Source organism: Allobosea sp. GW823-FHT02B03, from assembly GCF_058797755.1.
In genome coordinates, this window is sequence record NZ_JBXAJY010000002.1 from 285529 (window position 1) to 297976 (window position 12448).

The window sequence follows — 12448 nt, forward strand, 5'->3', positions numbered from 1 at the left end:
GTTCAGCGCGCCGCGGCGACATGGCCGCCGCCGGGAGGGCTGACATTGATGCGGCCGGGACCGCTCACGGTGCCCTGCAGCACCCGCTTCGAATTGGGATTGGTGACGGAGATGACGTCGCCCATCGCGCCGGCCTCGTTGGCACGGCCGCGCATGCTGATCAGCACGCCGCGCGCCTCGTAGACCAGCGTCACCATCTCGCCGCGGCTGACGATCTCCTCGCGCTGCACGTCACTACCGCGCAGCGCGACGCCGGCGAGCAGCGAGCGCTTCGCCACCTTGCCGATGGCTGCCCGCATCTCGCTGAGCTGGTCGTTCGTGCCGGCATCCCGCGGGCGCCGCTCGACCATGACGTCGCCGGCCGTGAGCGTCTCGCCGCGCGCGATCGGGCGCATCGGCACCACGACGTCCACGGTCTCGACCAGCAGCCCGGAGACCCTGACCGGCTTCAGCCGGGTCGCGGCGCTGCCGGGCACCGCAAGGCGCCCGATCACCCGCCGGGCGCGGGCATCATAGGTCAGGTCGAGCGCCACCATCTCGCCCGAGAGCTCGGGCTCGACCGCGACCGAAGGCGCGCCGCCGTCGAAGACCAGCGCGAAGGCGCGCGCATCGAAGCCGAAGCGCTCGAGCAGCGCCGTCTTCACCGCAGACTCGATGTCCTGCCCGGTGATCCGCCGCGCCGCGCGGGTCACCACGACCTGCGCGAGGCCCTGGCTGTCGAGGTCGAGCGCCTCCCGCAGGATGCCGTTCTTGAGCGCCGCATCGAGAATGCGGGCGACCTGGATCGTGCCGGTCTCGCCCAGAGCCGGGGCGCGGAAGGCCGGCAGAGCGCCGTCCTGCGGCGACAGGCCGGCGATCAGGTCGCCGAAGCTGACGATGTCGCGGGTCAGGGTCAGGTCGGGCCGCAGGCGCGGCTTGCCGGCGACGGCCTGCGGGGCGGCAGAGGGCGCGGCAGCGGAGGCCTCGGCCGTACTCCTCTGGGCGGCAGGCTCGGCTTGCGCCGATCCGGCGCCGAATCCGAAGGCCGCGACAAGGAGAATGGAGCGCATCATGGCGGCAGTCCCTCGCTCTAGCGGATGATCTGGGTGGTGGACTGCATCATCTGGTCCGCCGCCGAGATAATCTTGGAGTTCATTTCGTAGGCGCGCTGCGCCGCGATCAGCGAGGAAAGCTCGGTCACCGCCTGGACGTTGCCTTCCTCGAGATAGTTCTGCTGCAGCGTGCCGAAGCCTTCGCCACCGCCGACACCGTCGATCGCCGGGCCGGAACCGGCGGTCTCGATGAACAGGTTGTCGCCCAGCGATTCCAGGCCGACCTTGTTGACGAAGCGGGCGAGCTGGAGCTGGCCGAGCTGCTGCGGCGCCGTCTGGCCGGGCATCGTCGCCTCGACCGTGCCCTGGGCGTTGATGCTGACGCTGGTCGTGTTGTTCGGAATGGTGATGCCGGGCTCGACCTGGTACCCGTCGCGGGTGACGAGCTGGCCCTGCGCATCGAGGTCGAAGGAGCCGTCGCGCGAATAGGCGGTGCGGCCGTCCGGCATGCGGATGCGGAAGAAGCCCTCGCCGCGGATCGCGACATCGTACTGCTTCTCGGTCGGCGTCATGTTGCCTTGGGTCATCACCCGGCCGGTCGAGACCGTCTTGACGCCCGAGCCGATCGAGATGCCGGCGGGAACCATGGTGTTCTGCTCGGAGGTCGCCGAGCCGGCGCGGCGGTGGTGCTCGTAGAGCAGGTCCTGGAAGTGCACGCGCTGGCGCTTGTAGCCGGTGGTGCGCACGTTCGCGATGTTGTTGGAGATGACCTGGACGTTGAGTTCCTGGGCCATCATGCCGGTGGCGGCGGTGTGAAGGGCGCGCATGGGCTTGTCTCCGTTCCGCGTCAGGCTTGCTGGTCGGCGAGGCGCGAGATCGCCTTGCCACGCAGTTCATCGGTCTTGGCGAGCAGGGCCGACATGTTCTGATAGGCGCGCTGGACCTCGACCAGGCGGGTCATCTCGGCGACCGCCTTGACGTTGGAGCGCTCGAACGCCCCGGTTTCGAGCCGGGCCAGCGGCCCGGCCGGCTGCGCCGCTGCGGTCGAGGAGAAGACGTTGTCGCCTTCGCTCTGCAGCGCGCGGGGATTGTCGAAGCGCACCTGGCGGATCCTGCCGCGCTGGCCCTGGTCGGAGGAGACGGTGCCGTCGGCGGCGATGCGTGGATTGCTCTCGCTCTCGCCGAAGACGATCGGGCCGCCATCGCCGAGCACCGGCTGGCCGGACTGGGTGACGAGCTGGCCGCGGGCGTTGATGTCGAGCGAGCCGGCGCGGGTGTAGCGCTCGCCCTGCGTCGTCTGCACGACGAGGTAGTTGTCGGCTTGGAGCGCGATGTCGAGCGGGTTTCCGGTACGCTCGAGCGCGCCGGTGGAAAGATCGATCGGCGAGCCGCGGTCGATCACATAGGAGAGGCGGCGATCCGCAGACGGGAAAGTGTCCGCGCGGGCGCCGGGCGAGATGAACTCGGCAAAGCGCGCCGAACGGGCCTTGAAGCCGTTCGTTCCGACATTCGCCACGTTGTTGGCGATGACATCGAGCTCCCGCGCCAGAGCCATCTGGCGCGACAGGCCGACGAGAAGCGCGTTTTCCACGGCCCCTGCTCCCGATCTTTCCCGCGATCGCCTCGACGCTCCCCAGCGCGGCAATCGCAGCCAAGAGGTCAGCAACCGCCGTGCCAACATGGTTAATCTCGGCAAGTCATTGATATAATTCGAACAACAGAAAGCCAGCGGACCCCCGGGCGGCGGCATGAAACGGCCCGCGCGGCAGAAACGACCCGGCAGATTTTGCCTGTCTTAACGAGGCGTTAACCGTAATTCGTCAGGTTGCTCGGAAGGGATCGGCCGCTGCGCGCGCCACCTTCCAAGCAGGCGGGCCGCAATGTCGAAGAAGCCGAAAAAGGGCGAAGAGGAAGGCGAGGCCGGCGCCGGAGGCGCCCCGAAGCCCGGCAAGAAGAAGCTCTTCATGATCGTCGGCGCCGTCGCGCTGCTGGCGCTCGGCGGCGGCGGCTGGTTCTTCTTCCTGAAGAAGCCTTCGGCCGATCAGATCGCGGCGGCCGAGGCCGCGGCAGCCGCCAAGAAGCCCGTCGCCTTCGTCGAGATGAAGGACATGATGATCGGCATCTCGGCCGGCGGCCAGCAGGATCGCCAGCCCATCGTCAAGATCAAGGTCGTGCTCGAAATCGCCGACGCCAAGGCCTCCGAGCAGATCAAGCCGCTGCTGCCGCGGGTCGAAGACGCCTTCCAGGTCTTCATGCGCGAGCTCAGGCCCTCCGACCTCGAAGGTTCGGCCGGCATGTACCGTCTCAAGGAAGAGCTGCTGCGGCGCGTCAACGTCACGGTCCACCCGGCCAAGATCGACGCCGTGCTCTTCAAGGAACTGCTGATCCAGTAGCCCGCCGCCGCGCAACCCACTCCGCCAAGCCCCCCGCAAAGCGACCCCGTACATGGCCTCCGAAGATCTCGACCTCGAAAACGCCGCCAAGGAAAACCTGCCGCTGACCCCGGAAGGCATGGCGGCGGAGTGGGCGGCCATGCCCGACATCGCGCCCGACGAGAGCGAGCCGGAGGCCCATATCGACCGCCTGATGACTCAGGACGAGATCGATACGATGCTCGGCTTCTCGGCCGGGGAGGACGGCAAGGGCGGCCGCAACGGCATCCAGGCGATCGTCGATTCCGGCTCGGTAACCTATGAACGCCTGCCGATGCTCGAAATCATCTTCGAGCGTCTGGTCCGCCTGCTCTCCACCAGCCTGCGCAACCTGTTCAGCGACAATGTCGAGGTCACGCTCGAAGGCATCCGCTCGGTGCGCTTCGGCGACTACATCAATTCGATCTCGCTGCCGGCGATGCTCGCCGTCTTCAAGGCCGAGGAGTGGGACAATTTCGGCCTCGTCACCATCGAGTCCGCCCTCACCTATTCGGTGCTCGACACCATGCTCGGCGGCAAGCGCGGCCAGGCGGCGGCGCGGGTCGACGGCCGGCCCTTCACCTCGATCGAGATGAGCCTGCTGCGGCGCGTGATCGGCGTGGTCCTCGGCGATGCCGAGGCCGCCTTCCGCCCGCTCTCGCCGGTGACCTTCAAGGTCGACCGCATCGAGTCCAATCCGCGCTTCGTCTCGATCTCGCGCCCGGCAAACGCCGCGATCCGGGTCGAGCTGCGCTTCGACATGGAAGGGCGCGGCGGCTCGCTGCATGTGCTCCTGCCCTACGCCACGATCGAGCCGATCCGTGAACTGCTCCTCGAGAGCTTCATGGGTGAGAAGCTCGGGCGCGACCCGATCTGGGAGAACCATCTCGCCACCGAGGTCTGGCAGGCGGACGTCGCGGTCAAATGCGTGCTGCACGAATGCACCATGCCGCTGAAGCGGGTGATGAAGCTCGAGATCGGCGACACGCTGATGTTCGACGCGCGCCCGGAATCGGTGGCTTCGCTGCGCTGCGGCGAGTTCATCGTTAGCGAGGGCCGGATCGGTCGTGTCGACGACAAGATCGCCGTCCAGGTCGTCAGCCCGCTGCGCCGTTCCAAGACCACGATGGCGGCCTTCGACACCAGCCATCTCACCCCGACAGCCTGAGCCGGGAGCCAGTCGCCATGACCCTCACCCTGATCGCCGACGCACTGGTCGCCTGCCTGCTCGTCGCCACCATCATCACCTGCTACGTCCTCGCCAAGAGAATCGAACGTCTGAAGGCTGATGAAAGCTCGATGCGACAGACCATCGGCGCGCTGATCGCCGCCACCGACACCGCCGAGCGCGCCATTGCGGGGCTGAAGCTCACGCTCGGCGATTGCGACCGCACGCTTGCCGAGCGCCTGCGCACGGCCGAGCGCTATGCCGCCGACCTCGCCGCCCAGATCGAGGCCGGCCAGGGCGTGATGGACCGCATCACCCAGATCGTCGGCGCCGCCACCCTGGTCGCGCCGAAAGCCGAGCCGCAGCCCGCCGAGAAGCCGGCCATCTCGCGCATGGCGAGCGCCGCCGACGCCGCCGCCGCGATCCGCGCCCGCGCCGCACGCAGGCTCGAAGGCCAAGCTGCGTGATCCAGTCGCCCCGCCTCATTCCAGCGGTCATCCTCGGCGCCATGGGTCTCCTGGCGCTGAAGGTGCTCGCCTGGACGGCGGAGCCTTCTCCCGGTCACATTCCGGCCAGCGCCCCGGCTTTCGCGCAAACGCCCCAGGCGCCCGCGGAGAAGGAGGTCTGGGGCCTGGCCAAGGTCATCGCGCGCGCGCATGCGCCCGACACTTTCCTCGACCCGATGGTCACCGGCACGATCGACCCGCCGACGCCCAAGCTCTCCCCGGAGGAACAGGCCAAGCGTGACGCCGCCGCCGCCGCCAACCCCAGCAACAAGGCCGGCGTGATGAACGGCACGGCGCAGCCCGTCTCGCCGGCGGAACGCGCCCTGCTGGAGCGCCTCGGCCAGCGCCGCGAGGAGATCGAGGCGCGGATGCGCGAGCTCGACATGCGCGAGAAGCTGCTCGACAACGCCGAGAAGAAGCTCGGTGGCCGCGTCGACGACCTCAAGGCACTCGAGGAGAAAGTCGAAGGTCCGAAGAAGAAGGACGCCGAGGAGAACCAGGCAGTCAAGAACCTGGTGATCATGTACGAGACGATGAAGCCGAAGGACGCCGCCCGCGTCTTCGACAGGCTGTCGCTCGAAGTGCTGGTCCCTGTGGTTCAGCAGATGAACCCGCGCAAGATGTCCGACGTGCTCGCGGCGATGTCGCCGGAGGCCGCCGAGCGTCTGACCGTCGCCCTCTCCCTGCGCGGCCGCGTCGCCGGCGCCGAGCGCACGGCGGCAGCAGCGCCCGCCGGCCCGGCCGGCAACGAATTGCCGGCGATCGAACCAGCGCGACGCCGCTGAGCGCCTCGCCTTGCCGAGGGCAGCCCTCGATCCTGCCGTCTACTGCTGAACGGTGATGCCGTTTTCCTTGATGATCGTCGCATAGGTCGTGACGTAGCGGTCGATCACGGTCTCGAACTCGGCGCCCGGCCGGCCCAGCACGGTGAAGCTCAGGGCCTGCAGCCGCTCCTTGACGTCCGGCCGTGCGAGCGTGGCGAGCCAGGCGCGCTCCAGAGCCGCGCGCGCCGGCGCCGGGGTGTCACGGCGCACCACGATTCCAAACCAGCTATCCGAGAGAAGATCGGGCAGGCCGAGTTCCGTGAAGGTCGGGACATCGGGAAGCTCGGGGACGCGCTTGTCGGCGGTGACCGCGAGCGCCGTGAGCTTTCCTTCAGCAATCGGCTGGACGACATCCGGCAGATTGCTGAGCGCGAAGTCGATCCGGCCGGCATAGAGGTCGACGAAGAGCTGCGAGGTGCCGTTATAGGGAACATGGGCGGCCTTGCCGCCGGCGAGCCGCAGCAAATGCTCCGCGCCGAGATGCGGCGAGGTCCCGATACCCGGCGAGCCATAGGTCACCGGGGTCCCGCCGTCGCGCAGACGCCTGGCGAAGCCTTGCCAGTCGACCTTCATCGAAGGCGCCACCGTCAGCACATGCGGCACCACCGTCGCCTGGAGGAGCGGGGCGAAGGCGCGCTGCCAGTCGGCGGTGCGCGTCCGCAGGGTGATGTTCGCCGCGAAGCTGTTGGCGATCATCAGCATGGTGTGCCCGTCCGGCGGGGACTTCAGCGTCTCGGCGCCGGCAATCACGGTGGCCGCGCCGGCGATGTTCTCGACAACGACGGTCTGGCCGAGCGCGTCCTTGAGACCCTCCTGGGCCAGCCGCGCGACCGGGTCCATCGATGTCCCGGCCGTAAACGGCAGGATCAGCCGCACCGGTTTCGTCGGCTTCCAGTCGGATTGGGCCCTGGCGATGGTCGGCAGGGCCAGCCCCGCCAGAAGAAGCGCACGTCGATCAAGCAACATCGGTTTTCTCCGGGCTGAGCCTCACCAGGGATGCGCCCCTGCGACCTCCCTTTCGGTCGCGCAGGGCATTTGATCCTGCGATGGCAAGGCGCGGTCGCCTCGCCATCACAGCAACCGCTCCGGCTGATGCGTTCCTGATCCGGCAACGCATAGGGCCGGACCGGGTCTTCAGGCTTGCGTATCGATCACCACGTCCCGCGACAGGCCGCGCACATCCATCTCGTAGTCGAGCACCGCGACGGGCGGCCGCGAGAAATGCCAGACCAGATCGGCCCCGTTGCCGGTGACCGGCGCCAGCACGTCCGCCAGCAGCGGATGAATGTTCTGGACGGTGTAGACGTTCACCGCCGTGGCATCGCGCCAGTCGCGCCCCAGGCCGGCGAGCCGCCGCCCCATCTCGCCCATCACCCATTCAGCCTTGGCGCGGACGCCCTCGTCGGAGACGTCGCCCAGCCGGATCGTCCCTTCCGCATAGCTCGCCGCCCCTTCCGGCGCCTCGCCGCTGCCGGCGACGATGAAGCTCGGGCGCGCCGAGGCATCGGCGACGGTGTAGCTGAAGGCGTGCAGCGATACGGTCGCCGGCTTGCCGAGCTCGGGGCAGATATTCGTCCGGGCAACCGGATTGACCTTGCCCTGGAGCAGGCCCCACTGCTCGAGCCGCGAAGCATAGACCTTGTTCAGCGCCGCAAAGCCCGCCTCGGAGAACGGCTCGGGCGAGCGCAACTCACAGGAGCAGAACGCCGTCAGCGGCCTGCCGATCCGCTTCAGATGGGCCTCGATCGCCGCGAGGCCCTGCTCCAGCGGAACAGGTGCAGACAGGCGCGCCCGCTCGATCTGGAAGCCCGGCTCGGCCACGACGCCGCCGGAATACTGGAACACCGCCGGAATGAACCGGAAGCTGCCGTCTTGGCTGAGTTGGGTTGAATACATCGGATCGGCTCCTAGCCACGTTCTGTCGATATTTTTGAAGGCGGTTCGGCCGAGCAGCCAGATCGGAATCGCAGAACGAATGTTGCCGCTTCGGCAACGCTGGACTAGCTTTCGGAGCGGCCGGCGGTCAGGCCACGAGGCGCTTTCCGATGTCGCTCACCCGCTACAGGTACTTTGCCGCGGTCGCCGATCAGGGCTCGGTGCGCGAGGCCGCGGACGCGCTGCGTGTCGCGCCCTCCGCGATCAGCCGCCAGATCGCCGGGCTCGAAGAGGAGTACGGCACGGCCCTGTTCGAGCGCCGAGCGCGCGGCATGCGGTTGACCACGGCCGGGGCCGCAGTGCTCGAGACCGCGCGCACCATCCTCGACTGCGTCCAGCATGCACGCTCCACCATCGAAGAGCTGCAGGGCGTGAAGCGCGGGCATGTCCGCGCCTGGACCGTCGAAGGCGCGATCGACGACTTCCTCTACCCCGCGCTCGCCGGCTTCTCGGCCGCCCATCCCGCGGTGAGCTTCGAGGTGATGATCGCAAGCTCCGACCAGCTCGTGCAGCGCCTGCTCGACGACGAGGCGGATGTCGCGGTGGCGTTCAATCCGATCCTCCACCGCAACATCCTGTCGCTGGCCGAGGTGCCCGACCCGCTGGTCGTCGTCGCGCATCCCGGCCATGGCTTCGCGACACGGCAATCGGCGACCATCGCCGAGCTCGCGGAGATGCAGCTTGCCCTGCCCGACCGGACCTTCGGCCTGCGGCGCCTCATCGACGATGTTGCGGCGACGACAGGGGTCGCGCTCAAGCCGGCCGTGGTCACCAACTCGATCGCCTCGCTGCGCTCCTTCGCGCGAGCCGGCATGGGCGTCAGCGTGCTGACGACCTTTGCGAGCCGACGCGATATCGCGGAAGGACATCTGGTCGCGGTGCCGATGCTCGGCCGCAACCTGCAGAAGGCCTGCGTCAAGATCTGCGTGCGCAAGGACCGGCGCCTGTCGCCGGCGGCCGGCGCCCTCGCCCAGCATCTCGCCCGCAGCGCGCGCAAATATGGCTATGCCCGCTTCAAGGCCGCCACCGGCCCCTCTTAACCTGCTGTTATCCTTGACGGGCTAGCGTCCACACGGATGGAAGCGGCACCGTGCCGCCTGTCCTGTCGCGTCGGATTGAGTAGCGCCTTGCGTATCCTGCGATCCCTCAGCTTCGGCATCGGCCTGGCGGCGATGAGCCTGGCACTGGGCTATGCCCCGCCGGCCCTGGCCGCGAATGCCGAGCTGCGCGGCGAGGCGATGCAGGCGGGCTTTGGTCGCCTTGCCTTCACCTTCGACGAGCCGGTGACGACGCGGGTGCGCGTTTCCAATGGCGTGCTGGTCGTCGGCTTCAGCCAGCCGGTGAAAATCGATCCGAGCCGCATCTCCCGGGAGCTGCCGGCCTATATCTCGCTGGCGCGGATCGATCCCGATGGCCGGGGACTGCGCTTCGCGCTCGCCCGGACCTATCGCGCCAATCTGCTCGAAGCGGGCGACCGCGCCTTCGTCGATCTCCTGCCCGAAAACTGGGTCGGGCAATTGCCGGGTCTGCCGCCCGAAGTCCTCGCCGAGCTGACCAAGCGCCTGCGCCTGGCCGAGTCGCGGGCTCGCGACATCGCCCGCGCCCCGGCCCCCGAGCCGAAGCCTCTCGGCTTCCGCACCGTGCGCCTGCCGACGCTCGACCGGCTGATGTTCACGGCGCCGGCCGAGGCTCAACTGAGCCCACGCCTCGAAGACGGCCGCCTGACGCTCGCCTTCGACCAGCCGCTGCAGATCGAGGCGGGCAAGATCCGTGCGCTGCTGCCGGCCGACTTCACCCTCGAAAGCGCCAAGAGCGAGGGCGATCGCACCGAGTTCGTCTTCACCGTGCCGAAGGACCGCGAGCTGCGCAGCTTCCGCGACGATTCCGGCTGGACCGTCGATCTCGCCAACGCCGCGAAAGCCGGCGCACTGACGCTGGCCGGGCTGGAAGCCGGGTCGCCGCAGCCAGCGGCGAAGCCGGCCGAGCCGCAGCCCGCAGTGGCGGCGCAGAAGCCCGATTCCGCCAGCAAGCCGGCAGCCACCGTTCCGCAGGCAGTAGGCTCGACCACGCAGGCTACGCCGGCACCTGTCGTAGCGCCGGCCGTGGTGGATCCCACGCCGAAGGACATTCAGGTCAGCTCCGCCGCCGAGGGCGACGGCGGCCGCATCGACTTTCGTTTCCCGCGCCCGACCGGCGCCGCCGCCTTCGCCGAGCCCGGCCTCGTCACGCTGGTCTTCGACACCCGCGACACGCTCGATCCCGACAAGCTGAAGGGCGTGCTGCCCGGGCTCGTCCAGGACGTCACCGTCATCCGCGAGACAAAGGTCACCGTGCTGCGCCTGAAGACCGGCCGGCGGCAGATCACGCGCCTTTCCGACGATGGCACCACCTGGTCGCTCTCCTTCGGCGAGAAGCTCGGCAAGCCGGCCGTCGCACTGGCTCCACGCCGCGATGCCGACGAGCGCGGCCAGACCGTGGTCGCCGTACCCGTTCCCGGCATGACCGGCGTGCATTGGCTGGAGAACCGCGATGGCGGCGCCCCGATCGCGGTCGCGACCGCGCTCGGCCCGACCCGCGCCGTCTCCAAGCCCTATCGCTTCGTCGAATTCGGCCTGCCCCAGACCGCCCATGGCGTCGCCGTCACCGCCCTCGCCGACGATATCATCGTGCGTGCCGGCACCGACGAGACCCTGATCGGCCGCAGTGGCGGGCTGGTCGTCAGCCTCGACGCCGGCAAGCCGAACGAGCCGGAAAAGAAGGCCGGCGAGAGCGCCGCCGCGCCGCTGCTCGACGCGCAGCGCTGGTCGAGCCTGCGCACAGACGCCGTGCGCGAACGGACGCAGGAACTGCTGCGCGACGTCGCCGATGCCTCGCGGGGCCGCAAATCCGAAGCGCGGCTGGCGCTCGCCCGTTTCCTGATCGCCAATGCGATGCTGCCCGAGGCGGCCGGGCCGCTCAACGCCCTCCTCGCCGACGACCCTGCCATGCGCGGCAACCGCGAGGCGCTGTTCCTCAAGGGCGTGATCGCCGCCCAGATGCACCGCCATGCCGAGGCGCTGAAGGCGTTCGAGGCCGGCCCGATCAAGGAGGAGGCCGAGATCGGTCTCTGGCGGGCGCTGGCCGAGCAGCGACTCGGCCGCAACGCCCCGGCCCTCGCCGGCTTTCGACGAGCCGAGGCCGTGCTCGACGGCTACCCGCTAGACCTCCAGGCTCAGTTCCGGCCGGCCATGGCCCGCGCCGCGCTCGCCATGCAGGACACGCTGGTGGCCGAACGCCAGATCGCCCATCTCGCCGAACTGCCGGCGGACCTCGTCCCCGCCGAGGATCTCGCGCTGCTCCGCGCCATGCTCGACGACGCCAGCGGGCGGCCGGAAGTGGCGCTCAACGGCTATCGCGCGCTGTTCGACGCTCCAAGCCGACCTGTCGCCGCCGAAGCGCAGCTGCGCGCGGTCAAGCTCGCCCGCAACGAGAAGCGCCCCGAACTTTCGATCGACGAGGCTGCCGCCCGGCTGGAAACCGTCTCGGCGATCTGGCGTGGCGGCGAGGTCGAGATCGAGGCGCTGGCCGAGCTCGGGCGCATCTATGCGCAGCAGCAGCGCTGGCGCGACGCCTTCCAGACCGCGCGGCGCGCCAACGAGAACTTTCCCGATCACCCGGCGACGCGCCTGCTGCATGACGAGACCGCCCAGCGCTTCGAGGCGCTGTTCAGCGATCCCGATCTCGAGAAGCTGCCGCGCCTCGAGGCGCTGGCGGTGTTCTACGACTTCAAGGAGTTCCTGCCGGTTGGCCGACGCGGCGACGAGATCACCCGTCTCCTCGCCGACCGGCTGGTCGAGCTCGATCTGCTCGACCAGGCCGGCGACATCCTGCGCTATCAGATGGAGAAGCGCCTGACCGGCGCCGCCCGCTCCACCGTCGCTGCCCGTCTCGCCATGATCAGGCTGATGAACCGCAAACCGGCCGAGGCGCTGCAGGCGCTGGTCTCGACACGGCTCGCCGAGCTGCCGGGGGACGTCAAGCGGGCCCGGCTGCTGCTGGAAGCCAAGGCGCTCTCCGACCTCTCGCGCACCGACCAGGCGCTCGACCTCCTCGAAGGCGAGAGCGGGCCGGAGGTCGACCGGCTGCATGCCGACATTCTCTGGAACGGCCGCCGCTGGCGCGAGGCCGGCGAAGCGCTCGAACGCATCCTGGGCGAAAGCTGGCGCGGCGAGTCACCGCTGCGCGACGGCGAGCGCAGCGACGCGATGCGTACCGCGATCGCCTATGCGATGTCGGACGAAGCGCTCTCGCTCGACCGGCTCCGCACCAAGTTTGCCGGCAAGATGGCGCAGAGCCCGGATGCTCGCCTGTTCGCCTTCGTCACCGGCGCGAGCCGGGCCAGCGCCGCCGATATCCGCGAGGTCGCGCGCACGGCCGCCGGCTCCGACACGATGCAGGACTTCCTCAACGCTTATCGCAAGCGCTACCCGGCCTATTCCAGCGCCGTCCGCGAAAAGCCGCAGGCGGATGACCCGGACGCGCTGCCGCCGCCTCTGCCGGGCCAGGGCTAGCCTTCACGGCACAACAGGCGCCG

General features: G+C 69.2%; 11 protein-coding genes. 6 read left to right on the plus strand and 5 right to left on the minus strand.

From position 1 onward, the window contains the following. Window positions 1–2: 2 nt before the first annotated feature. Genes flgA through flgF form a run of 3 tightly spaced genes read right to left on the minus strand, consistent with a single transcriptional unit; the run spans window position 3 to window position 2622 of the window. Window positions 3–1052 (minus strand): flagellar basal body P-ring formation chaperone FlgA, encoded by a 1050-nt coding sequence (gene flgA / locus AC1REK_RS06220; RefSeq protein WP_492270288.1) that lies wholly within the window; start codon window positions 1050–1052, stop codon window positions 3–5. Between the two features lie 17 nt (window positions 1053–1069). Further along, window positions 1070–1858 carry a flagellar basal-body rod protein FlgG gene (flgG, locus tag AC1REK_RS06225; protein WP_492270287.1) on the minus strand — a complete coding sequence of 263 codons (789 nt, stop codon included), beginning with the start codon at window positions 1856–1858 and terminating at the stop codon, window positions 1070–1072. Between the two features lie 20 nt (window positions 1859–1878). Further along, window positions 1879–2622, minus strand: coding sequence for a flagellar basal-body rod protein FlgF (gene flgF / locus AC1REK_RS06230; protein ID WP_492270286.1), 744 nt, complete (start codon window positions 2620–2622; stop codon window positions 1879–1881). A gap of 289 nt (window positions 2623–2911) precedes the next feature. On the opposite strand from flgF, the gene fliL reads away from it, so the two are divergent. The 4 genes from fliL to AC1REK_RS06250 are packed head-to-tail and all read left to right on the plus strand — an operon-like array spanning window position 2912 to window position 5901. Beyond that, window positions 2912–3424 carry a flagellar basal body-associated protein FliL gene (gene fliL, locus AC1REK_RS06235; RefSeq protein WP_492270285.1) on the plus strand — a complete coding sequence of 171 codons (513 nt, stop codon included), beginning with the start codon at window positions 2912–2914 and terminating at the stop codon, window positions 3422–3424. A 52-nt stretch (window positions 3425–3476) separates the two neighbouring features. Next, on the plus strand, window positions 3477–4610 hold the full coding sequence (gene fliM, locus AC1REK_RS06240) for a flagellar motor switch protein FliM (protein ID WP_316017108.1): 1134 nt from the start codon (window positions 3477–3479) through the stop codon (window positions 4608–4610). Window positions 4611–4627: 17 nt separating this feature from the next. After that, complete coding sequence (locus tag AC1REK_RS06245; protein ID WP_316017109.1) at window positions 4628–5077, plus strand: DUF6468 domain-containing protein; 450 nt, start codon at window positions 4628–4630, stop codon at window positions 5075–5077. After that, window positions 5074–5901 carry a MotE family protein gene (locus AC1REK_RS06250; protein ID WP_327521634.1) on the plus strand — a complete coding sequence of 276 codons (828 nt, stop codon included), beginning with the start codon at window positions 5074–5076 and terminating at the stop codon, window positions 5899–5901. The genes AC1REK_RS06245 and AC1REK_RS06250 overlap by 4 nt, the downstream gene beginning before the upstream one ends. A gap of 39 nt (window positions 5902–5940) precedes the next feature. On the opposite strand, the gene AC1REK_RS06255 is transcribed toward AC1REK_RS06250, so the two are convergent. Further along, complete coding sequence (locus tag AC1REK_RS06255; RefSeq protein WP_492270284.1) at window positions 5941–6906, minus strand: Bug family tripartite tricarboxylate transporter substrate binding protein; 966 nt, start codon at window positions 6904–6906, stop codon at window positions 5941–5943. Between the two features lie 168 nt (window positions 6907–7074). After that, window positions 7075–7836, minus strand: coding sequence for a 2-amino-5-chloromuconate deaminase CnbZ (cnbZ, locus tag AC1REK_RS06260; RefSeq protein ID WP_327521632.1), 762 nt, complete (start codon window positions 7834–7836; stop codon window positions 7075–7077). A gap of 149 nt (window positions 7837–7985) precedes the next feature. Here cnbZ and AC1REK_RS06265 point away from each other — a divergent pair, with 149 nt between their 5' ends. Both AC1REK_RS06265 and AC1REK_RS06270 read left to right on the plus strand, forming a co-directional pair. Next, window positions 7986–8915 carry a LysR family transcriptional regulator gene (locus tag AC1REK_RS06265; RefSeq protein WP_327521631.1) on the plus strand — a complete coding sequence of 310 codons (930 nt, stop codon included), beginning with the start codon at window positions 7986–7988 and terminating at the stop codon, window positions 8913–8915. An 87-nt stretch (window positions 8916–9002) separates the two neighbouring features. Beyond that, window positions 9003–12425, plus strand: coding sequence for a hypothetical protein (locus AC1REK_RS06270; RefSeq protein WP_492270283.1), 3423 nt, complete (start codon window positions 9003–9005; stop codon window positions 12423–12425). The last annotated feature ends 23 nt before the right edge of the window (window positions 12426–12448 follow it).